Below are 26,057 nucleotides of genomic sequence, written 5' to 3'. Positions count from 1 at the left end.
GCCCCGATGAGAAGAGCAGTGGCAGGCTGCATCGCGATCACGCTGATCGTCACCGGCTGCACCGCCGGCCGTGGCGGCAACGCCGCCGGCAAGGCGGCCAAGGACACGGTCGTGTTCGCCGACCGCGGCCAGGTGCCGACGCTGGACCCGGCCCGGTCGGACTACGTCCAGACCGACGCCGCGGACCGGATCCTCTACGACACGCTGGTGACGTACGACAAGCAGGGCAGGCTGGTCGGCGAACTCGCCGAGTCCTTCGAGTACTCCGCGGACGTCCGCTCGATCAAGGTCAAGCTCCGCGCCGGCGCCAAGTTCCACGACGGTACGCCGGTGACCGCGAAGGACGTCGCGTACACGCTCGACCGGAACGCCAAGATCGCCGGCATCAACATGCTGACGAAGTCGTACAAGTCCACGACCGTCGACGGCGACCTCGACCTGACCATCCAGCTGACGCAGCCTGACACGTTGTTCGCCGGGGCGCTGAGCCGGATCTACATCGTCAACTCCGCGCTGGTCCAGAAGAACGCGGGCACCGACCTCGGCCAGTCCTGGCTCGCCAACCACGACGCCGGCTCCGGACCGTACGCACTGACGTCGTCGGTCCCCGGCCGCATCGAGACCCAGCGGTACGACGGTTACTGGTCGTTCGACCCCGCGCGCCCGAAGAAGTTCGTCGAGCTGCAGGTAGACGAGACCGCGGCCCGCCGGGACGGACTGGTCAGCGGCACGATCGACATCACCGGCGTGAACAGCCAGGACCGGGCCGTCGTGGAGAAGGCCGGGATCCAGTACCAGCCGACCGCCGGCGGCGGGATGGACGCGATCTTCTTCAACACCAGCTACGGCCCGACCGCGAACCCGAAGGTCCGGAAGGCGGTCCGGCTCGCGTTCGACTACGACGGGTCGGTGGCGAAGATCGACGCCGGTGACAGCGAGGTGGCGAACGGACCGCTGCCGTCGTACCTCCCGTGCCGCCCGGACCTGCCGAAGTCCAAGCAAGACCTCGCGCAGGCGAAGCAACTGCTGGCCGAGGCTGGTGTGAGCAATCTCAGGCTGACGATGGCGTTCCAGCCGGCGTTCGCGGAGCAGGCGCAGAAGGCGACCCTGCTGAAGTCCAACCTGCAGCAGCTCGGCGTGACGCTCGACCTGCAGCCGATCACCTACCCGAGCTACCTGACGAAGCTGCGGGAGTGGAAGCAGATCCCGCAGCTGATGCTGCTGTCGGAGAACCTCCCGTACCCCGAGCCGGGGATCGAGCTGTCCCAGGTCTACAACTCGAAGGCCGTCGGTACCAACAAGGGCGCCTACAAGAACCCCAAGGTCGACGCGCTGCTCGACCAGGCGGCGACCGAGCCGAACGCCGACAAGCGGTGCGAGCTGTACCGGAAGACGCAGGAACTGATCGACGCCGACGACGTGATCATGCCGCTGAACTACGCCAAGAGCGGCGTGTACCACTCGCCCGACGTCACCGGGGTGGACCGGATCGCGGCCGCCAGCGGCGTGGACCTCGGGTACGTCGAGCTGAAGCGCCAGGAGCCGCGATGAAAGTGCTGGCACGGCTGATCGCGCAGCGGCTGATCGGCGCGGCGGGAAGTCTGTTGATCCTGGCAACGGCGATCTTCTTCCTGCTCAAGCTGGTCCCGGGCGACGAGGCGATCGTTGCCGCCGGCCCGGGTGCGAGCGCCGCACAGGTCGCCGCGGAACGAGTCCGGCTGGGCCTCGATTCGCCGCTGTTCGTCCAGTACGGGCGGTACCTGGGACGCCTGCTGCACGGCGACTTCGGGGTCTCCAACTCCAGCCGCAGCCCGGTCGCGCACCAGATCGTCACGTTGCTTCCGGCCACTGCCCAGCTGGTCCTGCTGACCGTGTTCTTCACGGTGCTGATCGCGATCCCGCTGGCCTCGCTGTCGGCCTTCCGGACAGCCGGCGTCACGGACACGGTACGGCGGATCGCGGTCGTCGCGATCGCCGGCGTACCGACGTTCTGGCTGGCGTTGATGTTGCAGAACCTGCTGGCCGCCAAGCTCGGGATCCTGCCGGTCGCGGGCACCCTGTCCGAGGGGCTCGCGGTACCGCGGGTCACCGGCGCGGTGGTCGTCGACGCCCTGCTCGCGGGTGATCCGCTGGCCGCCTGGGACGCGATCCAGCACCTCTTCCTCCCGGCGCTGGTGCTGGCGATCCCGAACATCGGGTACGTGTATCGCCTGGTCCGGGCCGAGCTCGTCCGGGTGCTCGCCCGCAACCACGTGATGGTCAGCCGGGCCGCGGGGCTGCCGGAGTCGTGGGTGATCCGGCGGCATGTCGTACCGCACGCGCTGACCCCGGCGATCATCATCCTCTGCGCCGAGTTCGGCGGCCTGTTCGGCGGGGCGATCCTGGTCGAGTCGATCTTCGGGCAGAGCGGGATCGGCTCGCTGATGATGAACGCGGTCGGCCAGAAGGACACCACGATGGTCGAGGGCGGCGTCCTGATCATCGGCGCGATCGTTGTCGCCAGCAACCTGCTGGCCGACGTCATCCAGCTGATCCGCGATCCCCGGATCCGGGCCCGGGAAAGTGCAGGGAGCCGATGAACCGCCACAACCAGTGGGGTATCCCGCGGATCCGCGCGCCGCGACGGCGACCGCCGTACTTCGACCTCGTCGTGCTCTGCGTCGTCGTGGGGCTGCTCCTGGTCGCACTGCTCGGTCCGCTGTTCGCGCCCGACGTCAACGAGTCGCACATCCTCGAGGCCCTGCAACCGCCGAGCGGCGCCCATTGGTTCGGCACCGACCAGCAGGGGCGTGACGTCTTCTGGCGGCTGGTCGCCGGAGCACGGGTCACGATGCCGGCAGCGATCCTCGTGGTCTGCGTCTACGGGACGATCGGCAGCCTGGTCGCGGCCGTCGCCGCGTTCGGGCCGCGCTGGCTCGACGAGGCGCTGATGCGGCTGACCGACGTCGTACTCGCGTTTCCTTCCCTGGTGTTCGCGCTGGCGGTCGCGGCCGGGCTCGGTCCGAGCCTGCGGTCGACGATCATCGCGCTGGCCGTCACCGGCTGGCCGCTGACCGCGCGCCTGTTGCGCGGCACGATCCGCGAGACCACGGCGCTGCCCTTCGTCGAAGGCGCGACCGCATTGGGCGTCAGCCGGCTGCGGCTGATGCGGGTCCACGTGCTGCCGAACTCGTTGCCGCCGCTCCTGATCAAGTGGGCCGCCGACGTCGGTACGACGATCCTCGCGATCGGCGGGCTGTCGTTCATCGGCGCCGGAGCGCAGCCGCCGTCGCCGGAATGGGGCGCGATGGTGAGCAGCGCGCAAGGACTCGTCTCGAGCGCCTGGTGGGCAGCGTTCTTCCCCGGTCTCGCGATCGCGCTGACCACCACGGCGTTCGGGCTGTTCGGCGACCTGCTGCACGCCCGGAGCGACTCCACTGTGACGGTGCGGACCCGAGCGAGGCGACCATGAGTACGGACGAACTGCTGGCCGTCGACGGGCTGACGATCAAGGTCCCCGCCGACGACGGTACGCCGGTCACGCTGGTCGACCGGCTGAGCTTCAGCGTCGGCGCCGGTGAGCGGGTCGCGATCGTCGGCGAGTCCGGCTGCGGGAAGTCGGTGACTGCGCGCGCGATCCTGCAGCTCGACCAGGCCGCCGAGCTCGGCGGCAGCATCCGCTGGCGGAACCGCGAACTGATCGGCCTGAAACCCCGGCAGCTCAGCAAGGTCCGGGGCGCCGAGATCGGGATGATCTTCCAGGACCCGCTCAGCGCCCTCGACCCGACGATGCCGATCGGCGAGCAGGTCGCCGAGCCGTTGGTTGCCCGCGGCACCCGTCGCGGTACGGCGCGGTCCCGGGCGCAGGCATTGCTGACCGATCTCGGCGTCGCGGACGCGGCCCGCCGGATGCGGGCGTACCCGCACGAGTTCTCCGGCGGAATGCGGCAACGGGTCGTGATGGCGCTCGCGCTGATCAGCGAACCGAGCCTGCTGATCGCGGACGAGCCGACCACCGCGCTCGACGTCCGGGTGCAGGCGCAGGTCCTCGACCTGCTGGCGGACGTGGTTGCGGCGCGCGGGTTGGCGCTGATCCTGATCACCCACGACTTCGGGGTGGTCGGCACGATGACCGAGCGGGCGCTGGTGATGTACGCCGGCCGGTTCATCGAGTCGGCGCCGGTCGACGACCTGCTCGGCCGTCCGGTACACCCGTACACCGACGGCCTGCTGGGCGCCGTACCGCGGGTCGACGGTCCGCTGCAGGAACGGCTGGTGGCGTTGCCGGGGATGCCGCCGGCGCCGGCCGAACGGGGTACCGGGTGCGCGTTCCGGACGCGGTGCCGGTACGCCGTCGAGCGGTGCGCGACCGACGTACCGGAGCTGGAACCGCGGCGTCACGGCGGGTTGGTGGCGTGTCATCGGGCTGGTGAACTGGAAGGAGAGGTTCTTGCTTGAGGTACGGGGCATCTCGAAGACGTTCAAGCGCTTCGGCAAGCCGCCGGTCCGGGCGATCTCGGACGTCAGCCTCGACGTCGGGGCAGCCGAGACCGTCGGACTGGTGGGCGAGTCCGGCGCGGGCAAGTCGACCGTACTGCGGTGCCTGCTGGCGCTGGAGCGGCCGGACCAAGGGAGCGTGGTGTTCGACGGCCGGGCGGTCGCGGACCTGCACGGCAAGCAGCTGGCGGCGTACCGGCGGCGGGTGCAAGTGGTGTTCCAGGATCCGGCCGGCAGCCTCAACCCGCGGATGACCGTCGCGCAACTGGTCGGCGAGGGGATGCTGATCCACCAGCGGTGCACGCGGGCCGAAGTACCGGATCGGGTCGCGGCGTTGCTGGCCAAGGTCGGGCTGTCCGCGGCGGTGATGGATCGGCGGCCGCCGTCGTTCTCCGGCGGCCAGCTGCAACGGATCGCGATCGCGCGGGCGCTCGCCGTCGAACCGCAGGTGCTGATCTGCGACGAGCCCGTGTCGGCGCTCGACGTGTCGGTGCAGGCGCAGGTTCTGAACCTGCTCGCCGACATGCGCGAGCAGCTCGGCCTGTCGATCCTGCTCGTCTCCCACAACCTCGCGGTCATCCGGTACCTGTGCTCACGGGTCTTCGTCCTGCAGCACGGGACGATCGTCGAGACCGGCAGCCGCGAGCAGATCTTCGAGCGGCCGCAGCACGAGTACACCCGGGACCTGCTGGCGGCCGTACCGCGGGCCCGGTCCACGACAGCAGAAGGGCAGTCATGCTGAACCCAGAACGTCAGGCATCCGTTGCCGGCAGCCACCATGTGTCGGCCGCGAACTTTTGGCCCGAGGTGGTTGCCACCGGCGACTTCCCGGACCGGGTGCACCTGATCGACTCGACGCTCCGCAAGACCTACTTCACCGCGGGCAATGCGGCGACGCAGGCCGGCTACCTGCGGATCGCCGAGGCGCTGGTAGAGCTCGGAATCGAGACGACCTGCCTGAACGTGACGTTCGGCGGCTCCGACCAGCCGACGCCACAGGACTGGGCGCTGATGCAGACCGTGCTGGACGCGGACCTGCCGTTGCAGGTGAACGTCTGGTCGGACGTACTGCTCGGCAACGGCCGTGACCAGGGGAAGCTCGACCCGATCGCGGCGCTGCACCGGTTCGTCGACGCCGGCGCCCGGATGATCGCACCCGGGATCGTGCCCGCGCCGGACCGGGACGCGGAGGCGCGGCAGGCCGACCAGTTGGCGGCGTACGTCGCGGAGGCCGATCGGCTCGGGGTGACGACGACGATCACGCTCGCGCAGGTCGGGCTCCGGGACTTCGACCAGCTGGTCGCGGCAAGCCGGCACGCGGTGGAACTCGGGGTGACACGGCTGGACCTGATGGACTCGACGAGCTCGATGGGGCCGGAGGCGATGCGGGCGTTCGTCCGGAAGTTCCGGGGCGGGGTCGGGGAGGAGGTGCGGGTGACGATGCACATGCACGACGAGTTCGGACTGGCGACAGCAGGGGCGCTTGCGGCGGCCAGTGAGGGGGCGCATCCGGATGTTTCGGTGAACGGGATGTCCTATCGGTGCGGGTTCGCGGCGCTGGAGGAGGTCGCGTTGGCGTTGGAGGTGCTGTACGGGGTTGATACGGGGTTGAATCTGGAGCGGCTGGCGCACGTGTCTCGGGTGGTGGCGGAGGAGTCGCAGCTGCCGGTGCCGGCGTTGAAGCCGTTGACCGGTGGGTATGCGTACTTGAAGCACATGCCGGGGGATGCGGCGGCGGCGATCCGGACCGGGCAGGATGCGTTTCCGCCGGTGAGTCATGGGTTGGTGCCGGCTCGGATGGGGGCTGAGGTTCGGTGGGTGTGGGGCGGGTTCAGCTCGGACGACCTCACGCGGGCGTTGGCGGAGTCGTGTGGGGTGGAGTTGACGGATGAGGAGGTCGCGGAGGTGCGCGTGCGGCTGGATGGAGCCGTCGCTCAGCGCACGCAGTATCCGCGCTGGCTGGAGCCGTCCGAAGCGGCGGAGTTGCTCCACGCAACTGTTTCCGAGCTACGCGGCGACGCGCCGGCCGAGCAACCCCCGGTAACCGCCTCTGAGTTGCTCCACGCAACCGCCTCCGGGGTGGAGGTGCGTGAGGTTGTCGACGGGCTGTCGGTCGGGGAACTGATCGACCTGCTCAGCAGCTTCGGCCGGCTCGACGGGACCGAGCCGCTGTCCGACCAGTCCCGCCGCGAGGAAGCAGGCATCGCCACCTCGGACGCCGCCGATCGCGCCGCGCTGATCGATGCCGCCCAGGCGTACGAGGCGCACTTCGGCTTCCCGCCCGTCGTCCACGCCGGCGGCCGCTCGGCGCGTGAGGTGACGACGGTGCTCGAGACAGCTCTACGCAGTACGCCGTCCGCCGAGCTGACCCGGGTGCGCCGTGACGTCACCAGCATCCTCCTCGGCCGGGCCCGGCGTACCGTCACGAAATCGGCGAAAGGGTGATGATGACAGCGGACTGGTGGCTCGACCGGGTCGGCGTGGAGACGTCGATCGTGCAGCAGGCTGACGGCGCGTACGAGACGCAAGTCGACAGCTGCGCCCTGCGGATCGAGGACGGCGTAATCGTCGAGGTACTGCGCGGCCGACGCGCGCCCGACGACGGGCGCCGGGTGTTCGACGCGGACGGGATGCTGCTGATGCCGGCGCTGCGCGACACCCACATCCATCTCGACAAGACGTTCTACGGCGGCCCGTGGCGCGCGCCGATTCCGGGGCGGTCGTGGCTCGCGGAGGAGGAGCGGCTGCTGCCGGAGATGTCGGAGCAGATCCCGGTCCGCAGCAACGCGATCCTCGACCTGCTGATCTCCCGCGGTACCACCACGGTCGCCGCGCACTGCAACGTCGACCACATCGTCGGCACCCGGAACGTCGAACGGCTGCTCGACGTCCTGCGTTCCCGGACGGACGTCGACTGGACGGTGATCGCCTACCCGCAGCACGGCCTGCGTGACGGGACGATCGCGCCGCTCCTCGAGCAGGCGCTCGGGCTGGGCGCGACGGTTGTCGGCGGCATCGATCCGGCGCGGATCGAGGGCGATGTGGCGAAGGCGCTGGACGTGACGTTCGGGCTCGCCGTCGACCACGGCGCCGGGATCGACTTCCACCTGCACGACGGCGGCAGCCTCGGGCTGTACGAGATCTCGCGGATCCTGGACTTCGTCGAGGCGACCGGATGGCAAGGAAAGGTTGCCTTAAGCAACGCGAATGCGCTGTCCGGTGCGTCGCCGGACAGTGTCCGGGAGCTGGCGTCGCGGCTCGCGGCGGCGCGGGTCGGCGTCGGTACGACGGTCGGCGTGAACGGCGCGCTGCTCCCGTTCCGCGCGCTCGACGAGGCGGGGGTCGACGTCAGCCTGGGCAGCGACAGCATCATGGACATCCTGACGCCGTTCGGGCCGGGCGACCTGGTCGAGCAGCTGTGGATCCTCGCCCAGCGCCTCGGCGTGTCCGACGAATGGGGCATCGCGCAGACCCTCCACTACGCGGCGGGCCCGGCCGGCCGCTGGCAGGACGACCGCACCCGCGCCTGGCCGGCCGCCGGCGATCAGGCGAGCTTCTTCCTCACCCCCGCAACGTGCAGCGCCGAGGCAATCGCCCGGCGCACACCTCGGCGGTACGTCTTCCACCGCGGCGTGCAGGTGCACGTCGGAAAGGACCAGTAACCAGTGATCATCAAGAACGTCCTGCTACCACACCGCACCGGCCGATACGACGTCCACGTCGCCGCCGGAATCATCACCCAAATCACCCCCGCCACCAACGCCACGGGCGTACCTGCGTCCCACGCCACCGGTGTACCGGCGCTGGACGGCGGCGGGGTGCAGGTGCTGGATGGCGCCGGCAAGGTGCTGTTGCCGGGGTTCGTCGACGCGCACTCGCATCTCGACAAGTCGATGCTCGGTCGGCCGTGGTACTCGCGGCAGCCGCGCGACCTGAACCAGCTGCTCGCCGACGAGCGCGCAATGCGCAGCGCGCCGAACTGGGACGCCGCAACGCAGATCCGGCGGAACGCCGACGTGATGATCGCGAACGGCGCCACCCACACCCGCGCGTTCGCGGATGTGGACACGGAGATCGGACTGAGCGGTGTCGAGGGGATGCTGCAGGTCCGCGACGACCTGCGGGACCAGCTGACGATGCAGGTCATCGCCTTCGCGCAGAGCGGGGTCGGCGGACGGCCGGGGACCGAGGAGCTGCTCGACGCCGCCCTGGCCGCCGGCGCGGACATCGTCGGCGGGATGGATCCGTGCTCGTACGAACGGGACCCGGTGGGGCACGTCGACCTGATCTTCAAGTTGGCCGAGCGCCATGGCGCCGGAGTGGATATTCACCTGCACGAGCACGGCGAGCTGGGCGCGTTCTCGGCCGGGCTGATCATCGAACGGGCCAAGGCGGTCCAGCTGCCGCGCCCGGTGGTGATCAGCCATCCCGACTTCCTCGGCACGCTGCCGGCCGACCGGGCCGCGCGGATCATCGACGACCTGGCCGAGGCGCGTGTCGCGGTCACCACATGCGTCCCGTCCGGTGGGCCGATGCCGCCGTTGAAGGCGCTCGTCGAGGCAGGTGTCGCGGTCGGTGTCGGTTGCGACGGGCAACTGGATTCGTGGGGGCCGTTCAACCGGTCCGACATGCTGCTGAAGGTGTATCTGCTCGCTTGGCGGTGCGGCTTCGGCACCGACGCGGATCTGCAGCTCGCGGTGGACCTGGCGACCTCGGGCCGGGTGCTGGGGCTTCCGGACCACGGCGTCCGCGAAGGCGCCGCGGCGGACTTCGTGCTGTTGCCGGGCGCGACGGTCGGCGAGACGGTCGTTGGACTGCCCAGCGAACGGATCGTCGTCAAGGCCGGCCGTGTGATCGCCGAGGAGACCGCAGATGCCCACTGAATCGATGGCAGTCGACGCCGTACAGGTCCCGCTCGGGCACTCCCGGGACGTGTCCGGCCTGCAACGGCTGGTCGCCGACGGCCGGCTGCGGCCCGACGACGTGGTCGCGGTGACCGGCAAGACGGAGGGCTGCACCCCTGGTGAGACGAGCCGGGTCGACGCCGACCAGGCTGTCCGCGGCTTCCTGTCCGAACACGGCATCCGGACCGACGACCAGATCGCGCAGATCCCGATGGTATTCACGTCGGGAGGCATGGGCATCCTGACGCCGCAGCTCGTCGTGTACAGCCGCCGTCCCGCCGAACCCGCCGCGGACGGTGGTCCGCGACTCGCCCTCGGCACCGCACGGACGGCGCAGATGCAGCCCGCGTGGACCGGTACGTCGCGCGTGATCGAGGAGACCGCGGCGGCCGTCCGCGCGGCTGCCGCCGAGGCCGGGATCCCGCCGGAAAATGCGGAATACGTTATCGGAAAGGCGTATCACGTTCCGCAACGGACGCTCGCGGCCGCGCGGGCAGCCGGCCAGCCGATCCCGGAGTACGACGACCACACGCTGTTCCGCCGGACCAGCGGGAGTGCGGCGCTCGGCGTAGGTACCGCGGTCGAGAGGCTGCCCGTGCTCGACGGGAACGACGTCGGCGTCCGGATGGACGTGTGGAGTGGTCGCGCGTCCATCTCCGCAAACGAATGGGAAGGCGCCGCCGGTGGCCCCGACACCCAACTCATCCTCCTCGGCAACCGAGCTGGCGCCGGCGGCACGCTCCGGGTAGGTCATGCGGTCGTCGCCGACATGCTCGACGTCGACGCCCTGCCCCGCGCCCTGCGCCGAGCCGGTTTGGACGTTGGTCCCGGACCCCTGACACCCGATCAGCGCGCCAGGGTCGTCGCCGTCTACGTCAAGATCGGCCCACCCCCGAACGGCCTCCTCCGCGGCCGCCGCCAGGTAGTCGAAAACCCGGCGTACGGTACCGAGGTCAAGGCAGCCGTCGCCGGCATGTTCGCCGCCTGGCTTCAAGACAACCTCATCTGGATCTCCGGCTCCGCCACCCACCAGGGCCCCCTGGGCGGCGGCACCCTCGCCGCAGTCGTCGACGTCGGCTAGGGGATCACGAGCCGCAGCACAACACTCTGCTCGGCGAACCCGAGCCGGTCGTAGAACGCCCGGGCGCCCTCGTTGGCGGCGTAGGCCGTGACGGACACAGCCACAGCATCGTGCGTGCGCGCCCACCCCGTGAAGCTGGAAACGAGCGCCTGCCCGATGCCGCTGGCGCGGGCGGCGTCGTCCACGTAGAGGCTGCGGATCTCGGCGGTACGGCGCTCGAAGCGGGTCGGCGACGGCGCGCTGAGGTAGCCGACGAGATGACCTCGGACGTGCCCGTCGTACCGCGCGACGAGGACGACTGCCGACTCACGATCGATCAGCCGAACGAAGTCCTCCCGCGCCGCCCGCCCCGGCCAACCGGTGTCCACGAGCGCATCCTGGGCACCAGCATCGTCGCGGAACAGGCCGGACTCGAGGCGAACCAGCTCGTCGAGGTCGCTCGCCTGTGCGACGTCGACGACGATCCCGGGCCGGATTGACATCGGGTGATGGTAGTCCGGGTTCAGGGCTGGGTGGGGTGTTCGATGCGGTACTGCTCGGCGAGTTCGTCGAAGTTGCCGGTGGTGCTTTCGGTGAGGGTGGTTTCGTGGGTGGTCAGGTGGTGGACTGCTTCGGTCAGCTCGGCGGCCTTGGCCGGGGTCGCGTAGATGCCGAGGACCAGGGTGTGGTCGCCGGTCAGGGTGAAGCCCCACGGGACCTCGCACGGGCTGTTGTGTTCGGGCTCGGGGCAGAGCAGGCGGGCGATCGGGTCCTGGTGGGCGATCGCGTCCGCGCTGTCGGCGAAGCCGGTGATCGCGATCTCGTAGGTCATCACCTGACGGAAACTACCGGCGTTCGGAAACTTTCCGCATCGGGAAACGGCCGGGGCCGACCCCTGAGCCGAAGTCCGACCACGGTCGTACGATCGGTTGATGGACGTACTGCGGGTTGAGGACTTGGCGGCTGTTCATCTCGGGCTGGCGCGGAAGAGCGACAACGGGCGGAGTGCCACGACCCTGTACGGGCGCGGCGGGGCACGTTTGCGGCAGACGTTGATCGCGCTGGACACCGGCCAGACGCTGGGGGAGCACCAGAGCCCCGGCGACGCCTCGCTGATGTGCCTGGAGGGCGAGGTCGTCCTGCGGTCCGGTGACACCGAGGTCGAGCTCCACGCCGGCGAACTGGTGGCGGTCCCGCCGCAGCGTCACGACGTCCACGCCCGGGCTGCGTCCGTCCTGCTCCTGTCGGTCGCACTGCACTGACGCCGCCGACAGAGTTTCTCGTCCGCAGGGACAAGGACGGCCTATCGTCCGGGAATCCCCGTGGCTACCTACTTCACGGTGCGTGACGAGGCCGGTGCACCGCGGCAGTCCGCGGACGAGCAGTTGTCCAGTCCGATCACGACCTCCGGCGGCGAGTTCCGGGTATTGATCGAGCTGGCCTGGGGCCAATCGATCGACGACCTGCCGGACGCCGAACAGCGCTGGGTGGAGACCCCGGTGGAAGGCCTGGCCCGGGTGGGCGACCGGCTGGTCGGCGAGATCGCCGATCGGGACGAGGCCGGGCTTCAGGACCTGGCCACGCCGTGGGCGAAGCTGGTCCCGGACCTCAGGGCCGCGGACCTGGTCGACTTCCTGACCGACCTCCAGCACCTTGCTCGGCACGCCAAGGCCGAGGGGCTGCACGTGCACTCCCTGCAGCTCCGCTGACGCTCAGTACACGGCGTCGATCCGGTGCTCCGTGGCGTCGTAGGTGAACGCGTCGCCGGCGTGCAGGCCCTTGACCGCGCCGTACAGCGGTGCGTCGGTCGTCATACCCTCGTACGTCGCCCCGTCGCACTCGAACGGTGAGCTGACCACGCCCACGACGTACCGGCTGCCGTCCAGTACGACGACGGCGCCGGGGCGGACCTCGGTCGCCGGGCCGAAGTCGAGCTGCTCGGCGACGTCGACCGTACTGTGCTCGCGCTCCTCGACGTCCTCGAACAGGCCGCCCAGGTCGCCGGCCTCGTCCGACTGGGACTGGTCGTCCACGGAGAACGCCGAGTCCGGGTCGAGCCGGGCCGCCGAGTCCTCGCGGCCGACCGCGGCACCGGTCGCGCGCAGATGTTCCTCGAGGTGTGCCAGCAGTGCATCCCTGACCCGCAACTTCGCCGTGCTGTCCATCGTGGAAACCCTTCGTCGATCGTTTCCGAAACCGTTGTCCAGTGTTGCGCAGGTCGGCGCGCGATGGGCGACAGAACTCCTTGGCGGTGGCAACATGTCTTCCGACGTGACCCGTGACGTGCTGCTCAGTCCATTCCTCCGGTTGACGATTGCGGTCGTCGCCGGGGTCGCAGGCATGCTCGTGGTCGGCCTGCTCGGAAACTTTCCGCTCGGTGTACTTTCCGGGATTTCCGTGGCGACCGCGACGTTCGTCGGCACCGGGATCGCCGTGCTGTGGCCGATGTCGGCGGACGCGACCCGCGCGTTCGCCCGGCGCGAGGACTTCCGGCCGTTCGCCGAGGAGGTGATCGTTCTGATCGCCGCGCTGGCCAGCCTGACCGGGATCGGCGTACTCGTGGTGCTCGGCAATTCCGGGGCGCGGCACACGGCTGCGGCGATCGGGCTGATCGGGGTGTTCCTGACCTGGGCGACGGTGCATCTGATGTACGCCGCCCGGTACGCGCACCTGTACTTCCGGGAGCCCGAGGGCGGGATCGACTTCAACAACCCGGCGGAGGTCCCGTCGTACCGGGACTTCTTCTACTTCAGCTACAACCTCGGCATGACGTTCCAGGTGTCGGACACGAGCGTGTCGAACAGCGCGATCCGCGCGGTGATCCTGCGGCACTGCCTCCTGGCATACGTGTTCTCGACAGTCATCCTCGCCGCCACCATCAACCTGGTCGCCGGCATCGCGTCGAGCTGACGCCCCGGCGGACGTGCAACTCTGTCCGTCCGTGAAAGGTGTTCGTGAGGGGTGGGGGCATGAGTGTTGCGGTGTCGTGGGCGCGGGTCGTGGGATGGCTTGAGGAGAATCATCCCGGGACGGCGGAGCTGGTCAATCCGCCTGCTACCGCGGTTGACATCCGGTATCTGGAGGCGGCTGTCGGGCGGCCGCTTCCGTGGGACCTGGTGGAGTTGCTGGAGCTTGCCAACGGTACGGAGCATCGGGCTGTGCGGGGGTCACTCATTCCGACGCTCTACAACCTCGTGCCGGTGATTGACATGCTGTCGATGCGGCAGGTGGAGCAAAAGATTCAGCGTCAGATCTTTGGGCCTGGTCCTTGCGAGGGGGAGGGTGAGCCGGCCGGGGCGCCGAGCAGCGATTGGCTTGGGAGCTTTCTGCCGGTGGCGGATGCGGCTGATGCCGGGTTGCTGTACGTCGACTTGCGGGACGGGGATCGGTTCGGGTGTGTGTGGGAGTGGTACCCCGAGGGTGGTGGGGAGTCGGCGCCCTGGTGGGGTGGCGTCGGCGAGATGATCGACGATGTTGCGGCGGCGCTCGTCGATGGGCGGCCGGCGCTTCAGGCCTATGCGGCCGGGGCCGTGCGGCCGGGTGAGCGGATCGGGCCGGAGTTGCCGGAGATCGATGAGGGGCATCTGCGCTGGTCCACGATCTAGAACGGGATGGCTTGGATCTCGACCGGCTGCCGTCCGCGGTGGTTGAATGAACAGGCGTACTTGAATATCTAGTCGCCTGGAGGTTGTTGTGGGGCGTGTTGCGTTCGTGCACACCGGGGCCGTGGTGATCCCGACGTTCGCTCAGCTCGCGGCCGAGCATCTGCCGGGCGTCGAGGTGCAGAACCTGCTGGACGACAAGATCGTCGCCGACCTCGGGCGGGGCGCGGCGGCCGAGGATGTCGCGCGGCGGTTGGCGGATCTTGGTGATGCGGCGGTCGCGGCCGGTGCGGAGGCGGTGCTGTTCACCTGCTCGTCGATCTCGCAGTACGCCGCTCCGTTGGCCGAGCGGCTCGGCGTACCGGTGTATCGCGTGGACGAGGCGATGGCGGACGAGGCGGTCGCGGCCGGCGAGCATGTCAGCGTGATCGCTACGTTGGCGACGACCGTGCAGCCGACGGCGGCGTTGCTCCGGGAGCGGGCGGAGTTGCAGGGGCGTGCGGTGCGGATCGACGAGGTCGTCGTACCGGGTGCGTTCGAGGCGGCGGTTGCCGGGGATCGGGCGCGGCATGACGCGCTGGTTGCGGCGGCGATCGACGCGGCGGCCGGTGAGGTTGTTGTGCTCGCGCAGGCGTCGATGGCGACGGCGGCCGAAGGTGCGTCCCGGCCGGTGCTCACGAGTCCGACGCCCGGGATTCGCCGGCTGGCGGTCCAGCTCGGCTAGTTGGTTTTGCGGTTGGCCGTCAGGCGGTCGAGGATGCCGTAGCCGGCGAGTACTAAGGCTCCCAGGGCGACCAGGAACAGGATCACCGCGACCGCGATGTTGAGTGGGCGGGCGATCAGCCCGCCGACGGCGAGGACCGCGCCGACGAGTGCGAACGTCACGACCAGGCGGCGGCTCATCGGCTCGTTGATCACGGCGGGATGGTATCGGCCGGTCCGGTTCACCTCTTGACGGACGGTGGGTTCTCGGGCAAGGTTTACAGCGCTGTATTACAGCGCTGTAAACCACCGGCGACGAGCACCACCCCTCGCTCCGCTCGGGGCGGGGTGGCGGAACCAAAACAAGCACCACCCCTTGCTTCTCTCAGGGTGGGGGTGGGGGCAACCAAAACAAGTACCACCCTCGCTTCGCTCGGGCGGGAGGTGGGCCACTCCTCGCTCCTCCGAGACGGGAGGTGGGGCCACCTCTTGCTTCTTCCCGAGGCGGGAGGTGGGGGCCGACTACGACAAACATCACCCTCGCTTCGGGCGGGGGTGGGGCGGAGCAGGAATTGGGTCCCGACATCGTCATTGTGATGACCGATCAGCAGCGGGTGGGGCTGACGCGGCGGAGTGGGTATCCGGTGGACACCATGCCGTTCGTCGACGCGCTCGCAGCCGGCGGCACGGACTTCCGGACGGCGTACACGGCCGCGCCGGCGTGTGTGCCGGCGCGGACCAGCCTGCTCACCGGGCGGTTCCCGAGCGCGCACCGGGTCCGCCAGAACAGCAACGCGCAGTACGCCGCGTACGACCACGACCTGCTCGACGTACTGCGGGCCGCCGACTACCAGCTGCACTTCGCGGGCAAGCCGCACATGCACCGCGGACCGGCCGACTTCGACACGTACGCCGGCCCGTACTTCCATACCCAGGGTCCCGAGCGGAACGCCGACGAGAAAGCGTTCGACGGCTGGCTCGAGCAGCTCGACCACGGCGTCGCCGACGAGCCCACGCCGTACGACGTCACGACCCAGCTCCCGTACCGGATCACGTCGGACGCGCTCCGGGCGATCGACAACGCGGACCCGGACCGCCCCGGCCTGTTCTGGGTCTCCTATCCCGAGCCGCACAACCCGTACCAGGTCCCGCGGCCGTACTTCGACCTGGTCGCCCCCGAGGACGTCCCGGACCGGACAACGGGGCCGGAGGCAACAACAACCAAGGGCGGAACGTACGCCTGGTTGCGCAAACTCCAGGAGGAGAAGCGCCCCGGGTACGACGACAACTGGCGCCGGTACACCGCGAACTACCTCGGCATGCTGCGCCTGCTCGACGACCAGATCAGCCGCCTGCACGAGGGCCTGAAGCAACGGACGCGTCCGCGCCTGACGATCGTGCTCGCCGACCATGGCGACTACGTGGGTGAGTACGGCCTGCAGCGCAAGGGTGCCGGGCTGTCCGAGTTCCTGATGCGGATCCCGCTGATCGTCAGCGGCGACGGCATCGTGCCGCAGCACCGCGACGAGCCGGTCTCGATCGTCGACGTACTGCCCACCATCTGTGAGGCCGTCGGCCAACCCATTCCCGACGGTGTCCAGGGCCGCAGCCTGCTGCCACTCGCGCAGGGGGAAACCGCCCCGGAAAACGAATTCGGAAACATCGTCGCCGAGCACGGCTACGGCGGGCGCACGTACGACGTGACCGCCCGTCCGCCGCTGCACTTCAGCTACGACGGCCCGACGTTCGACGAGCTCAACACGGTCACCCAGTCCGGCGCCGCCCGGATGCTGCGCAGCGGCAACTGGAAGCTCGTCGTACACGCGGACCTGGACGGCGAGCTCTACGACCTGGACTCCGACCCGGCCGAGCTTGTGAACCTCTTCGACGACGACCGGCACCTGGTCGTCCAGGCCCGACTGCTGCACCAGCTCACCCGCTGGCAGGCGCGGCTGACCGACGACCTCCCGAACGGTAACTACACCCCGCTCCGCCTGCCGCACAACTGGCGGTGGGCTCCCCAAGGAGAAGCACCATGACCACACTCAGCCGCCGGTCCCTTCTCGGGCTCGGCGCCGCCACCGCCGCAGCGATCACGATCCCCGGCTGCTCGGGGAAGTCCGGCCCGATGCGCGTGTCCTGGTACGGCCCCGACCCGGTCACCAAGGCGCTGAACAAGGCGCTCGACGCCTGGAAGTCCAGCGGCGGCACCGACTACACCGCGGAGAGCGCGCCGTTCGACGACTACTGGGACAAGCTCGCCACGCAGACCTCCGGCGGCAACGCCCCCGACGTACTGCGGATGTCGATGAGCTACTTCAGCGACTACGCGGGGCGGAGCGCACTGAAGGACCTGAGCTCGTCCGGGATCGACACGTCCGGCCTGGACAAGAGTGTCGCGGACAGCGGGCTGAGCGACGGCAAGAACTACGGCATCGGGCAGAGCTCGATCAGCTACGCGATGTACGTCGACGAGGCGGCCGTGCAGAAGGCCGGCGGGACAGTGCCGGCCCAGGGCTGGACGTGGGACAAGTTCGCCGAGTTCGCCCGCGACTACAGCGGGGCGGTCCAGGGCTCGTACGGCTCGACCGACCAGGCCGGGAACTTCCAGCTCTTCGAGGTGTACGCCCGCCAGCACGGCACGGAAATGTTTTCCGACGACGGCGGAAAACTCTCCGTGACCAAGGAAACGATCCAGGAGTGGTTCCAATATTGGGCGGACCTGCGGAAGGCGAAGGCCGCCCCGGCGCAGAACATCAGCGCCGAGACGACCGCGATCGAGAAGTCGCTGGTTGCCAAGGGCAAGGCTCCGCTGCAGTTCGGCTGGGTCCAGCAGGTCACGTTCTACCAACCCGTGGTGAAGAACCCGCTGTCCGTACTCCCGGTGCCGCAAGGAACGGCCGGTGACCTGAAGGGGCAGTTCGTCAAGGGTCTCGACCTGTGGTCGATCTCCTCGGCGAGCAAGCACCCCGAGGACGCGGCGAAGCTGATCGGGTTCCTGCTGAACGACGAGAAGGCGATCAAGGCGATCGGCATCCTGCTCGGCGTCCCGCCGTCGCAGAAGGCCCGCGACCTGGTCGCCGCCGACGCCGGATCGGCCGGAGCCCGCGCGATCAAGTACGTCGAGGACATCGCCGGCAAGGTCGGCCCGTCGCCGAAGCCGTGGCCGAAGGGGTACGGCGAGTTGCTCACCGGGTTCGGCCGGATCGCGGAGAACATCGGTTTCGGAAAGAGTGATCCGGCGAAGGGCGCGCAGGAGTTCGTCGACCTGGCCGGAAAGACCTTGGGACAGTGATTGCCCGTCTCCGGCGGAGCGTTCCGGCGTACCTGTTCCTGCTGCCCTGGTTGATCGGCATCGTTGGGCTGACCATCGGTCCGATGCTGTTGTCGCTGTACTACTCGTTCACCGACTACGCGCTGCTCAACACCCCCGAGTGGCAGGGCCTGCACAACTACACGGCGCTCTTCCACGACACGCGGTACCTGCAGTCGCTGAAGGTCACGTTCATCTACGTCGGCGTCTCGGTGCCGTTGGAGATGACGTTCGCGCTCGCGGTCGCCGTACTGCTCAACCGCGGGCTCAAGGGTCTCGCCGTCTACCGGGCGCTGTACTACGTACCGAGCCTGCTCGGCGGGAGTGTCGCGATCGCCCTGCTCTGGCAGCAGATCTTCGGCAGCGACGGCCTGCTCAACGACGTCCTCGGGGTGTTCGGGATCCACGGCCGCGGCTGGATCTCCGAACCCGGCACGGCGTTGTGGACGCTGATCGTGCTCCGCGTCTGGCAGTTCGGCGCGCCGATGGTGATCTTCCTGGCCGGGTTGCGGCAGATCCCGGACGAGGTACTGGAGGCCGCCGAGGTCGACGGTGCGGGCCGTTGGCAACGGTTCTGGCGGGTGACGCTGCCGCTGCTGTCGCCGGTGGTGTTCTTCAACCTGGTGTTGCAGATCATCGGCGCGTTCCAGGCGTTCACGCCCGCGTTCGTGATCAGCGGCGGCAAGGGCGGCCCGTCGGACTCGACGCTGTTCTACACGCTGTACCTGTACCAGCAGGCGTTCGGCAACTTCAAGATGGGGTACGCCGCCGCGATGGCGTGGGTACTGCTGCTGATCATCGCGGTCTTCACCGGACTGAACTTCGTCCTCGGCCGCACCTGGGTGTTCTACGGAGACGAAGGGGTACGCCGATGAAGCGCGTGCTGGCCCACGTCGGCCTGACCGCCGGCGCGCTGATCATGCTCTACCCGCTGCTCTGGATGGTCAGCGCGTCGTTGCGCAAGAACACCGAGATCTTCAGCCACCCCGGGCTGATCCCGGAGCACCCGACGCTCGGCAACTACGCGCTCGGCTGGTCCTCGACCGGGACGAGCTTCGGCGTGTACATCGTGAACTCGCTGATCATCTGCGCGGCGGTCGTGATCGGCAACCTGATCACGTGCTCGCTGACCGCGTATGCGTTCGCGCGGATGACGTTCGTCGGCCGGAAAGCGCTGTTCGGGCTGATGCTCGCGACGCTGATGCTGCCCGCGCACGTGACGCTGATCGCGCAGTACTCGATCTTCCGGAAGCTGGACTGGATCGACACGTTCTGGCCGATGATCGTGCCGAGCTTCCTGGCCACCGACGCGTTCTTCGTGTTCCTGATGGTGCAGTTCATCCGGTCGATCCCGGTCGAGCTGGACGACGCGGCCCGGATCGACGGCTGCGGGTACTGGGGGATCTACCGGCGGATCATCCTGCCGCTGCTGTCGCCGGCGCTGGTGACGACCGCGATCTTCTCGTTCATCTGGACCTGGAACAACTTCTTCAGCCAGCTGATCTACCTGTCCACCAGGACCAAGCTGACGGTACCCGTCGCGCTGCGCGGGTTCCTCGACGCGACCGGCAGCTCGGAGTGGGGCGGTCTGTTCGCGATGAGCGTGGTGACGCTGGTGCCGGTGGTCGTGGTGTTCGTGGTCTTCCAGCGCCGGATCCTGGCCGGAATGGCTCATACCGGGCTCAAGTGAGATCCTGCCAGCTATGAGGCCGCGCTTGACCGATGTCGCCGAGGCGGCCGGGGTGTCGATGAAGACGGTGTCGAACGTCGTCAACGGCGCCGAGCACGTCCGCGAGGAGACCCGGCAGAAGGTGCTGGCCGCGATCGACAAGCTCGGCTACCGGCCGAACATCGCGGCCCGGAACCTCGCCCAGGGCCGCAGCGGCGTGATCGCGTTCGCCGTACCGCAGCTGGACCGGCCGTACTTCGCGTCGCTGGCGGCGCGGATGCTCGACGAGGCCGAGGCGTTCGGGTGGATCGTGCAGTTCCACCAGACCGGCGGGCGCCGGGAGGCCGAGCTGGCACTGCTGAACGACCGGCATCCGGCCCGGCTGGACGGGATCGTGATGAGCCCGCTCGGCCTCACGCCCGAGGACGTCCGGGACCGTGCCGCCGGGCTGCCGCTGGTACTGCTCGGTGAGAAGGCCGGCGTCGAGCATCACGCCGACCACGTCGGGATCGACAACCGGGAAGCCGGGCGGGTCGCGACCGATCACCTGCTGTCGCTCGGCCGGCGACAGGTGATGGCGCTGGCACCGGGCCCGCGGATGGACGACGAGCGGATCAACGGGTACCGCGACGCGCTGGCCGCGGCCGGGCTGCCGGTCGACGAGGACATCGTGCTGCCGACGGGCGGCCTGCGCGGGCAGGACGCCGAACAGACGCTCGGCGACTGGCTGGACTCCGGACATCCGGCGCCGGACGCGGTGTTCACCGCAACCGACTGGCTCGCGATGGGTGCGATCCGGGCCCTGGTACTGCGCGGGCTCCGGATCCCGCAGGATGTCGCCGTCGTCGGCTTCGACGACATCCCGTACGACCTCGCGACCCTCCCGACGCTGACCACCGTCGCCCCGGACCGGGTCGCGATCGCACGCCTTGCCCTGCAGGCGTTGCGCGATCAGCGACCCGGCGGGGACCCCGTCCGGCTGCAGGCCCCGTTCAGCCTGGTGGTCCGGGAGAGCACGACCGGGATCGGCTAGCCCGCGAGGGTCAGCGAGACGGTTGCCTTGTTCAGGGTGGTGCCGAGCAGCTTGCTGTCCTGGGGCGAGCCGGCGGTCGAGATCTCGACGTCGTCGGCGTTCCGGCCGGAGGTCCCGACGTACCGGGTCGCGACCCAGCGGGTGGTGTTGCCGCTGCGGTAGGTGTAGACGACCGTGCTGACCCGCAGCGGGCCGAGGCCGGTGGTGGACTTCATCGTCACCGTCGAGGTGCCGACGATGTGCAGGCTGCGGGTGCCCTTGAGCGACTTGATCTTCTGGTTCAGCGCGGTGATGGTGCCGTGGTTGCCGTCGTACGACGTGTTGAACCGGATCATCCGGTTGTGCGCCGCGTCGTCGAAGCGCGCCTGCCACGGGCCGAGCACGACGGACTTCCAGGTCGCCGGCAGTACGGCGCTCGCGTGGTAACCCTCGCTGCCGTGGTTGAAGTACCGCACCTTGTAGGTGACCGACGAGCTGTTGCTCGCCGCAACGGTCTGCGGGGCGGCCTGGCTCGGCAGCGCGCCGCCCAGGACAACCGCACCCGCGCCAGCCAGCGCCACAGCTCCGGTCACGATCCGCTTCATCATCTTGGTGTTCCCCCTGGTCGTTGCGCGGCCCCTTGTGAGCAGCGCACCCACTAAGACCACCGGGGGCGGCGAAAGGTTGAGTACGAATTCCAGGTTGTTGACCACGGACAGTGCCGACTCCATACTGCTTTCACCGCCGTCGGCGGGCTGTGGGGGCAGCTGGGGATTCATGGGGACCAAGGGGGGCACGCTGTGCATGCCTGGAAGTTGATTCGTGCTGCGCTGATCACGGGAGTTCTCGGTACGTCGCTGGCGGTTCCGGTGACCGCGACCGCCGCGGACCCGCCGCCGACCAGCACCGTCGACGTCAGCTCGACGACGCTGAACCCGGGGGAGACGCTGACCGTCACGCAGACGGTCCACAACACGATCGGGATCCCGATCGAGGGCGGCAAGGCGGCGCTGTACGCCGAGGGCGCCGACCTCACCGGGCGGCTCGACCTGATCAGTTGCACCGGGGCAACGATCTGCTACCCGTACAACGGACAGCACTACCGCGCGGACGTCGGCGACGTACCTCCGGGCGAGTCGCGGACCGTGGTGTGGACGCTGCGGGTGAGGGACAACGCGACGCCGTTCGTACTGCGGCACCAGTTCATCGGCGACAACTACGCGTTCGACGCGTACACCGGGCCGACGATCACGGTCACGCCGCAGGCGGCCGACGTCGCGGTGGCGCTGACCGCGTCGGCGCGGAGCCTGCTCACCACGCGGATCACGTACACGCTCACGATCAAGAACAACGGCCCGGGTGCGGCCTCCGGGATCCGGGTGGTGGGTACGTATCCACTCGGGCTGGTCTACGCGGGATCGACATGCGTACGGGTCGGTACGACGCGGTCCGTGAACTGCGACGTCGCGTCGCTGGCCGCGGGGGCGAGTACGACGCGGACACTGACCGCCGATACCACGCTGCTCACGGTCGGATCGCTGACTGCGACCGCGCAGCGGGCCGCGAGCTCACCGTCGGATCCGGTCGTTGCCAATGACAAGGCAAGCCGCACCTGCACCGCCCTTACGGGGCTGGTAGTGCACTGCTGACAACTTACTGAAACACAGAAGACGGCCGGCGGCCGCGGGTTCTCGAGTCCCCGCGGTCGTCGGCTCTTGCGTTGAGGGGGCCCCGAGGTTTACGGTCCCGGTTAACGTTTAAGTGAGTGTTAGTGAGCACTTCTTCGAAACTTGGAGCAACTATGATCAGTCGGCGACGGTTTTTGCAGGTGACCGGGGCGGCGATCGGCGCCTCGACGCTGGCGGCCTGTGGAGACGGTGGCGCGTCGAGCGGGGGTGCGAAGGCCTCGAGCGAGCTCAAGCTGCCGACGTACAAGCCGTTCGAGGGCCTGCACCCCGACCTCGCCGGGGCCGAGTCCGGCCTGGAGCCCGGCTTCCTGAAGTTCCCGGCGGACGCCGTCGCGAGCGTGAAGTCGCCGCCGCTGAAGAACGCGGTGACCGCGCTCACCGAGACGTTCGCGACGCCGCCGCCCCCGATGGGCAGTAACCCGATGTGGCAGGCGCTGAACCAGGCGCTCGGCGCCGAGCTGAAGCTGACCATCGGCACCGACCCGGGCTACCCGGAGAAGTTCGCCACGCTGCTCGCCAGCGACTCGCTACCGGACCTGATGTGGCTGCCGCCGAACCAGGGCATCCCGAACATCGGCCCGATGCTCGAGGCGAAGTTCCAGGACCTCACCAAGTATCTGTCCGGCGACGCCGTGCTGGAGTACCCGAACCTGGCCGCGCTGAAGCCGGCCTCCTGGCGGACGGCCGTTGTCAACGGCAAGATCTGGGGCGCGCCGATTCCGTCGACGCCGTTCGGCCAGGTGATGATGGGCAACCCGAAGACCTGGGCGAAGGTCGGCGGCCTGCAGTGCAAGACCGCCGACGAGTTCTTCGCCAAGTGCAAGGAGCTGACCAACGGCACGAACTACGCGCTCGAGCCGGCCATCATCAACATGCTGCACATGTTCGGCGAGTGGTTCGGCGCCCCGAACACCTGGCGGGTCAACCAGGACCGCTCGCTCACCCACCTGTACGACACCGACAACTACAAGGCCGCCGTCGAGTACGCCGCGAAGCTGTGGGCCGCGAAGGTGTTCTACCCGGACCTCAACCTGGCCGACGCGACGCCGAAGACCGTGAACGGGCAGATCGCCGCACAGGTCGTGGTCGGCCCGCGCGCGACCTCGGACTTCCGCAACCTGGACCCGACGCTGTTCGTCGACACGATGATCCCGTTCGGTCACGACGGCAAGGCGAAGCCGACGTACGACATGGGCTACGGCACGGTCGGGTTCACGCCGTTCAAGAAGACCGACGAAGGCCGGATCCGCGAGCTGCTCGCGCTGATGGACTACCTGTCGGCGCCGTTCGGCACCAAGGAGTTCCTGCAGAAGAACTACGGCGTCCAGGGCCAGCAGTACCAGCTCGACGCGCAGCAGAACCCGGTGCTGACCAAGGCCGGCAACCAGCAGGCGCCCGGTCTGGTCAGCGCGCTGCAGATCATGAACTCGCCGGAAAGCGTGATCTTCAACCCGGCGTTCCCCGAGGACACCAAGAAGATCTACGCGACCGAGCAGGAGCTGCTGAAGTTCGCGGTCCGGAACCCGACCGCGGGCACGTACTCCGACACCTCCAGCAAGGTCGGGCCGAAGCTGACCGCGGCGTTCCGGGACACCATCGTCGACATCGTCACCGGCCGGCAGAAGATGGACGCGTACGACGCGGCGCTGAAGCGCTGGAAGTCCGGCGGCGGTGACAAGATGCGCGACGAGTTCGCCGCCGTGCTGCCCGCCAGCGTGCCGGTGTCCTGATGCTGAAGCAGAACTCGTCGAAGCGGCAGGCCAAGAACGGCCTGCCGCTGAAGGCGAAATGGGCCCGGGACTGGCAGATGGTGCTGCTGATGATCCCCGGCGTCGTCTTCCTGCTGGTGTTCTTCTACCTGCCGGTGCTCGGCAACGTGGTCGCGTTCCAGGACTTCCAGCCGTACCTCGGCATCATGCACAGCGAGTGGAACGGACTGCAGAACTTCGTCAGCCTCTACGACAACCCGGACTTCTGGGACGCGCTGCGGAACACGTTGCTGCTGGCCGGCGTCCAGCTGCTGCTGTTCTTCCCGGTGCCGATCGGGCTCGCGCTGATCGTCGACTCGCTGGTCAGCAACCGTTTTCGGAAATGGTTCCAGACGATTGCCTACCTGCCGCACTTCCTGTCCTGGGTGCTGGTGGTGACGCTGTTCCAGCAGTCGCTGGGCGGCGCCGGGTTCGTCAACAACCTGCTCCGGCACGCGGGGCTGGACCCGATCCCGTTCATGACCAACCCGGACACCTTCCCGCTGCTCGTGGTCGCGCAGCTGATCTGGAAGGACGCCGGCTGGGCGATGATCATCTTCCTCGCGGCGCTGACCACGGTGGACGTCTCGCTGTACGAGGCGGCCGCGGCGGACGGTGCCGGGCGCTGGCGGCGGATGTGGCACATCACGCTGCCCTCGCTGCGGACCGTCATCGTGCTGCTGCTGATCCTGCGGATCGGCGACATCCTCAGCGTCGGGTTCGAGCAGTTCATCCTGCAACGCGACTCGGTCGGGCCGGGTGCGGCCGAAGTACTCGACACGTTCACGTACTACGCCGGTGTCGTCGGCGGTGACTGGAGCAGCGGGGCGGCGGCCGGATTGGCCAAGGGGGTCGTCGGTGCGCTGCTGCTGTGGGGCGCGAACTCGCTGGCGCACCGGCTCGGCGAACCGGGCATCTTCCAGAAACGAGGGGCCTCATGAGACCGGTCTGGAAAGAGAACCCTTCTCCTGGGTACCAGGCGATCAAGGCCGTCATCCTCGGCGGCTTCGCGCTGGTCATCATCATCCCGATCGTGGTCGTGATCTCGACGTCACTGGCCAGCGACCGCGACATCATCAACGCCGGCGGGTACGTGTTGTGGCCGTCGCATCCGACGTTCAAGGCGTACCAGACGCTGTTCTCCGGCGGGCTGATGGGCAGAGCGATCCTGGTCAGCGTGTTCGTGACAGTGGTCGGTACGGCGATCGCGCTGGCGGTGACGATCGCGCTCGCGTACGCGACCTCGCGGCCGGTGCTGTTCGGGCGGCCGGTACTGCTGATGGTGCTGTTCACGTTGCTGTTCGCGCCTGGCATCATCCCGATGTTCCTGGTGGTGAAGCAGCTCGGGCTGCTGGACAGCCTGTGGTCGCTGATCCTCCCGGGCGCGCTCGGAGCCTTCAACTTCGTTGTCCTGCGCACCTTCTTCATGAATGTTCCGGGCGAGCTGCTGGAGAGCGCGCGGATCGACGGCGCCAGTGACTTCACGATCCTGCGGCGGATCATCCTGCCGCTGTCGAAGGCGGTCGTCGCGGTCGTCGGGCTGTTCTACGCGGTCGGGTTCTGGAACGCGTTCTTCAACGCGCTGCTGTACCTGAACGACACCTCGAAGTGGCCGGTCCAGGTGATCCTGCGGACGTACGTCCTGCAGGGCAAGTCGCTGTCGGCCGACCAGCTCGGCGTGACGCCGCTCCCGCAACCACAGTCCCTGCAGATGGCCGTCGTGGTCGTCGCGCTGGTCCCGATCGCGATGGTGTACCCGTTCCTGCAACGGCACTTCACCAAGGGCGTCATCACCGGTGCGGTCAAGGGGTAGGCCGTGCCCGAACGGCTCCCACCTACTGCGCGGCACTCGGCACGGCACCTCGCCGCACCGAGCACCTGCT

General features: G+C 68.8%; 28 protein-coding genes. 23 read left to right on the top strand and 5 right to left on the bottom strand.

All coding sequences use genetic code 11. From position 1 onward, the window contains the following. The first annotated feature begins 6 nt into the window (after positions 1-6). From ACXJJ3_RS16465 to ACXJJ3_RS16425, 9 genes are read left to right on the top strand one after another with little or no spacing between them, the layout of a single operon-like run. Positions 7-1,551: an ABC transporter substrate-binding protein gene (locus tag ACXJJ3_RS16465; RefSeq protein WP_458170972.1), complete on the top strand. Its 1,545-nt coding sequence runs from the start codon at positions 7-9 to the stop codon at positions 1,549-1,551. Beyond that, positions 1,548-2,579 (top strand): ABC transporter permease, encoded by a 1,032-nt coding sequence (locus ACXJJ3_RS16460; protein ID WP_458170971.1) that lies wholly within the window; start codon positions 1,548-1,550, stop codon positions 2,577-2,579. Before ACXJJ3_RS16465 ends, ACXJJ3_RS16460 begins: the two co-directional genes overlap by 4 nt. Then, positions 2,576-3,451, top strand: coding sequence for an ABC transporter permease (locus tag ACXJJ3_RS16455; protein WP_458170970.1), 876 nt, complete (start codon positions 2,576-2,578; stop codon positions 3,449-3,451). Before ACXJJ3_RS16460 ends, ACXJJ3_RS16455 begins: the two co-directional genes overlap by 4 nt. Further along, complete coding sequence (locus ACXJJ3_RS16450; protein WP_458170969.1) at positions 3,448-4,437, top strand: ABC transporter ATP-binding protein; 990 nt, start codon at positions 3,448-3,450, stop codon at positions 4,435-4,437. The genes ACXJJ3_RS16455 and ACXJJ3_RS16450 overlap by 4 nt, the downstream gene beginning before the upstream one ends. Next, on the top strand, positions 4,430-5,218 hold the full coding sequence (locus tag ACXJJ3_RS16445) for an ABC transporter ATP-binding protein (RefSeq protein ID WP_458170968.1): 789 nt from the start codon (positions 4,430-4,432) through the stop codon (positions 5,216-5,218). Before ACXJJ3_RS16450 ends, ACXJJ3_RS16445 begins: the two co-directional genes overlap by 8 nt. After that, positions 5,212-6,921 (top strand): 2-oxo-4-hydroxy-4-carboxy-5-ureidoimidazoline decarboxylase, encoded by a 1,710-nt coding sequence (locus ACXJJ3_RS16440; protein ID WP_458170967.1) that lies wholly within the window; start codon positions 5,212-5,214, stop codon positions 6,919-6,921. Before ACXJJ3_RS16445 ends, ACXJJ3_RS16440 begins: the two co-directional genes overlap by 7 nt. Before the next feature lie 2 nt (positions 6,922-6,923). Further along, entirely contained in the window at positions 6,924-8,138 is a 1,215-nt protein-coding gene (locus tag ACXJJ3_RS16435) for an amidohydrolase family protein (protein WP_458170966.1), read from the top strand. A gap of 3 nt (positions 8,139-8,141) precedes the next feature. Next, positions 8,142-9,359, top strand: coding sequence for an amidohydrolase family protein (locus ACXJJ3_RS16430; protein WP_458170965.1), 1,218 nt, complete (start codon positions 8,142-8,144; stop codon positions 9,357-9,359). Further along, positions 9,349-10,461 carry a ring-opening amidohydrolase gene (locus tag ACXJJ3_RS16425; protein WP_458170964.1) on the top strand — a complete coding sequence of 371 codons (1,113 nt, stop codon included), beginning with the start codon at positions 9,349-9,351 and terminating at the stop codon, positions 10,459-10,461. Before ACXJJ3_RS16430 ends, ACXJJ3_RS16425 begins: the two co-directional genes overlap by 11 nt. Here ACXJJ3_RS16425 and ACXJJ3_RS16420 read toward each other — a convergent pair. Together ACXJJ3_RS16420 and ACXJJ3_RS16415 are read right to left on the bottom strand one after the other, a co-directional pair. After that, a complete protein-coding gene (locus ACXJJ3_RS16420; RefSeq protein ID WP_458170963.1) occupies positions 10,458-10,943 on the bottom strand; it encodes an N-acetyltransferase family protein in 486 nt (161 codons plus the stop codon). The two genes, ACXJJ3_RS16425 and ACXJJ3_RS16420, sit on opposite strands and share 4 nt — an antisense overlap. Positions 10,944-10,963: 20 nt before the next feature. Next, on the bottom strand, positions 10,964-11,272 hold the full coding sequence (locus tag ACXJJ3_RS16415; protein ID WP_458170962.1) for a hypothetical protein: 309 nt from the start codon (positions 11,270-11,272) through the stop codon (positions 10,964-10,966). Positions 11,273-11,372: 100 nt separating this feature from the next. Between ACXJJ3_RS16415 and ACXJJ3_RS16410 the strand changes: the two genes are divergently transcribed. Both ACXJJ3_RS16410 and ACXJJ3_RS16405 read left to right on the top strand, forming a co-directional pair. Beyond that, positions 11,373-11,702: a cupin domain-containing protein gene (locus ACXJJ3_RS16410; protein WP_458170961.1), complete on the top strand. Its 330-nt coding sequence runs from the start codon at positions 11,373-11,375 to the stop codon at positions 11,700-11,702. A 60-nt stretch (positions 11,703-11,762) separates the two neighbouring features. Beyond that, positions 11,763-12,149 (top strand): hypothetical protein, encoded by a 387-nt coding sequence (locus tag ACXJJ3_RS16405; protein WP_458170959.1) that lies wholly within the window; start codon positions 11,763-11,765, stop codon positions 12,147-12,149. 3 nt (positions 12,150-12,152) lie between these two features. Here the strand turns inward: ACXJJ3_RS16405 and ACXJJ3_RS16400 are convergent, their stop codons facing one another. Then, positions 12,153-12,605 (bottom strand): hypothetical protein, encoded by a 453-nt coding sequence (locus tag ACXJJ3_RS16400; protein WP_458170958.1) that lies wholly within the window; start codon positions 12,603-12,605, stop codon positions 12,153-12,155. A gap of 94 nt (positions 12,606-12,699) precedes the next feature. On the opposite strand from ACXJJ3_RS16400, the gene ACXJJ3_RS16395 reads away from it, so the two are divergent. From ACXJJ3_RS16395 to ACXJJ3_RS16385, 3 genes are all read left to right on the top strand, one after another. Then, positions 12,700-13,350, top strand: coding sequence for a DUF1345 domain-containing protein (locus ACXJJ3_RS16395; protein WP_458170957.1), 651 nt, complete (start codon positions 12,700-12,702; stop codon positions 13,348-13,350). A 59-nt stretch (positions 13,351-13,409) separates the two neighbouring features. After that, a complete protein-coding gene (locus ACXJJ3_RS16390; protein WP_458170956.1) occupies positions 13,410-14,045 on the top strand; it encodes an SMI1/KNR4 family protein in 636 nt (211 codons plus the stop codon). An 88-nt stretch (positions 14,046-14,133) separates the two neighbouring features. Then, positions 14,134-14,766 (top strand): aspartate/glutamate racemase family protein, encoded by a 633-nt coding sequence (locus ACXJJ3_RS16385; protein ID WP_458170955.1) that lies wholly within the window; start codon positions 14,134-14,136, stop codon positions 14,764-14,766. Here the strand turns inward: ACXJJ3_RS16385 and ACXJJ3_RS16380 are convergent. Continuing rightward, positions 14,763-14,960: a hypothetical protein gene (locus ACXJJ3_RS16380; RefSeq protein ID WP_458170953.1), complete on the bottom strand. Its 198-nt coding sequence runs from the start codon at positions 14,958-14,960 to the stop codon at positions 14,763-14,765. The genes ACXJJ3_RS16385 and ACXJJ3_RS16380 overlap by 4 nt on opposite strands. A 356-nt stretch (positions 14,961-15,316) precedes the next feature. Between ACXJJ3_RS16380 and ACXJJ3_RS16375 the strand changes: the two genes are divergently transcribed. Genes ACXJJ3_RS16375 through ACXJJ3_RS16355 form a run of 5 tightly spaced genes read left to right on the top strand, consistent with a single transcriptional unit; the run spans position 15,317 to position 20,759 of the window. Further along, positions 15,317-16,783, top strand: coding sequence for a sulfatase-like hydrolase/transferase (locus ACXJJ3_RS16375; RefSeq protein WP_458170952.1), 1,467 nt, complete (start codon positions 15,317-15,319; stop codon positions 16,781-16,783). Further along, positions 16,780-18,039, top strand: coding sequence for an ABC transporter substrate-binding protein (locus ACXJJ3_RS16370; RefSeq protein ID WP_458170951.1), 1,260 nt, complete (start codon positions 16,780-16,782; stop codon positions 18,037-18,039). The genes ACXJJ3_RS16375 and ACXJJ3_RS16370 overlap by 4 nt, the downstream gene beginning before the upstream one ends. Further along, complete coding sequence (locus tag ACXJJ3_RS16365; RefSeq protein WP_458170950.1) at positions 18,036-18,932, top strand: carbohydrate ABC transporter permease; 897 nt, start codon at positions 18,036-18,038, stop codon at positions 18,930-18,932. The genes ACXJJ3_RS16370 and ACXJJ3_RS16365 overlap by 4 nt, the downstream gene beginning before the upstream one ends. Beyond that, entirely contained in the window at positions 18,929-19,747 is an 819-nt protein-coding gene (locus ACXJJ3_RS16360; protein ID WP_458170949.1) for a carbohydrate ABC transporter permease, read from the top strand. The genes ACXJJ3_RS16365 and ACXJJ3_RS16360 overlap by 4 nt, the downstream gene beginning before the upstream one ends. A 13-nt stretch (positions 19,748-19,760) precedes the next feature. After that, a complete protein-coding gene (locus tag ACXJJ3_RS16355) occupies positions 19,761-20,759 on the top strand; it encodes a LacI family DNA-binding transcriptional regulator (protein ID WP_458170948.1) in 999 nt (332 codons plus the stop codon). On the opposite strand, the gene ACXJJ3_RS16350 is transcribed toward ACXJJ3_RS16355, so the two are convergent. Next, positions 20,756-21,346: a hypothetical protein gene (locus ACXJJ3_RS16350; RefSeq protein WP_458170947.1), complete on the bottom strand. Its 591-nt coding sequence runs from the start codon at positions 21,344-21,346 to the stop codon at positions 20,756-20,758. The genes ACXJJ3_RS16355 and ACXJJ3_RS16350 overlap by 4 nt on opposite strands. A gap of 192 nt (positions 21,347-21,538) precedes the next feature. On the opposite strand from ACXJJ3_RS16350, the gene ACXJJ3_RS16345 reads away from it, so the two are divergent. From ACXJJ3_RS16345 to ACXJJ3_RS16330, 4 genes are all read left to right on the top strand, one after another. Continuing rightward, entirely contained in the window at positions 21,539-22,387 is an 849-nt protein-coding gene (locus ACXJJ3_RS16345; RefSeq protein WP_458170946.1) for a hypothetical protein, read from the top strand. Between the two features lie 152 nt (positions 22,388-22,539). Then, complete coding sequence (locus ACXJJ3_RS16340) at positions 22,540-24,156, top strand: sugar ABC transporter substrate-binding protein (RefSeq protein WP_458170945.1); 1,617 nt, start codon at positions 22,540-22,542, stop codon at positions 24,154-24,156. Then, on the top strand, positions 24,156-25,115 hold the full coding sequence (locus ACXJJ3_RS16335; protein ID WP_458170944.1) for an ABC transporter permease: 960 nt from the start codon (positions 24,156-24,158) through the stop codon (positions 25,113-25,115). The genes ACXJJ3_RS16340 and ACXJJ3_RS16335 overlap by 1 nt, the downstream gene beginning before the upstream one ends. Further along, positions 25,112-25,987: a carbohydrate ABC transporter permease gene (locus ACXJJ3_RS16330; RefSeq protein WP_458170943.1), complete on the top strand. Its 876-nt coding sequence runs from the start codon at positions 25,112-25,114 to the stop codon at positions 25,985-25,987. Before ACXJJ3_RS16335 ends, ACXJJ3_RS16330 begins: the two co-directional genes overlap by 4 nt. The last annotated feature ends 70 nt before the right edge of the window (positions 25,988-26,057 follow it).

It is taken from the genome of Kribbella sp. WER1 (assembly GCF_054189145.1).
Note: the sequence above shows the minus strand (reverse complement) of the source record. Positions and strands in the feature narration are given on the sequence as shown.

What these genes read in the sequence shown, in the direction of transcription:
- ACXJJ3_RS16390 (WP_458170956.1), top strand. Translation starts at nt 13,410, where the DNA reads ATGAGTGTTGCGGTGTCGTGGGCGCGGGTCGTGGGATGGCTTGAGGAG.
- ACXJJ3_RS16340 (WP_458170945.1), top strand. Translation starts at nt 22,540, where the DNA reads ATGATCAGTCGGCGACGGTTTTTGCAGGTGACCGGGGCGGCGATCGGC.
- ACXJJ3_RS16350 (WP_458170947.1), bottom strand. Translation starts at nt 21,346, where the DNA reads ATGATGAAGCGGATCGTGACCGGAGCTGTGGCGCTGGCTGGCGCGGGT.
- ACXJJ3_RS16400 (WP_458170958.1), bottom strand. Translation starts at nt 12,605, where the DNA reads ATGGACAGCACGGCGAAGTTGCGGGTCAGGGATGCACTGCTGGCACAC.
- ACXJJ3_RS16370 (WP_458170951.1), top strand. Translation starts at nt 16,780, where the DNA reads ATGACCACACTCAGCCGCCGGTCCCTTCTCGGGCTCGGCGCCGCCACC.
- ACXJJ3_RS16450 (WP_458170969.1), top strand. Translation starts at nt 3,448, where the DNA reads ATGAGTACGGACGAACTGCTGGCCGTCGACGGGCTGACGATCAAGGTC.
- ACXJJ3_RS16440 (WP_458170967.1), top strand. Translation starts at nt 5,212, where the DNA reads ATGCTGAACCCAGAACGTCAGGCATCCGTTGCCGGCAGCCACCATGTG.
- ACXJJ3_RS16455 (WP_458170970.1), top strand. Translation starts at nt 2,576, where the DNA reads ATGAACCGCCACAACCAGTGGGGTATCCCGCGGATCCGCGCGCCGCGA.
- ACXJJ3_RS16420 (WP_458170963.1), bottom strand. Translation starts at nt 10,943, where the DNA reads ATGTCAATCCGGCCCGGGATCGTCGTCGACGTCGCACAGGCGAGCGAC.
- ACXJJ3_RS16355 (WP_458170948.1), top strand. Translation starts at nt 19,761, where the DNA reads ATGAGGCCGCGCTTGACCGATGTCGCCGAGGCGGCCGGGGTGTCGATG.
- ACXJJ3_RS16395 (WP_458170957.1), top strand. Translation starts at nt 12,700, where the DNA reads ATGTCTTCCGACGTGACCCGTGACGTGCTGCTCAGTCCATTCCTCCGG.
- ACXJJ3_RS16435 (WP_458170966.1), top strand. Translation starts at nt 6,924, where the DNA reads ATGACAGCGGACTGGTGGCTCGACCGGGTCGGCGTGGAGACGTCGATC.
- ACXJJ3_RS16330 (WP_458170943.1), top strand. Translation starts at nt 25,112, where the DNA reads ATGAGACCGGTCTGGAAAGAGAACCCTTCTCCTGGGTACCAGGCGATC.
- ACXJJ3_RS16360 (WP_458170949.1), top strand. Translation starts at nt 18,929, where the DNA reads ATGAAGCGCGTGCTGGCCCACGTCGGCCTGACCGCCGGCGCGCTGATC.
- ACXJJ3_RS16425 (WP_458170964.1), top strand. Translation starts at nt 9,349, where the DNA reads ATGCCCACTGAATCGATGGCAGTCGACGCCGTACAGGTCCCGCTCGGG.
- ACXJJ3_RS16410 (WP_458170961.1), top strand. Translation starts at nt 11,373, where the DNA reads ATGGACGTACTGCGGGTTGAGGACTTGGCGGCTGTTCATCTCGGGCTG.
- ACXJJ3_RS16415 (WP_458170962.1), bottom strand. Translation starts at nt 11,272, where the DNA reads ATGACCTACGAGATCGCGATCACCGGCTTCGCCGACAGCGCGGACGCG.
- ACXJJ3_RS16465 (WP_458170972.1), top strand. Translation starts at nt 7, where the DNA reads ATGAGAAGAGCAGTGGCAGGCTGCATCGCGATCACGCTGATCGTCACC.
- ACXJJ3_RS16460 (WP_458170971.1), top strand. Translation starts at nt 1,548, where the DNA reads ATGAAAGTGCTGGCACGGCTGATCGCGCAGCGGCTGATCGGCGCGGCG.
- ACXJJ3_RS16335 (WP_458170944.1), top strand. Translation starts at nt 24,156, where the DNA reads ATGCTGAAGCAGAACTCGTCGAAGCGGCAGGCCAAGAACGGCCTGCCG.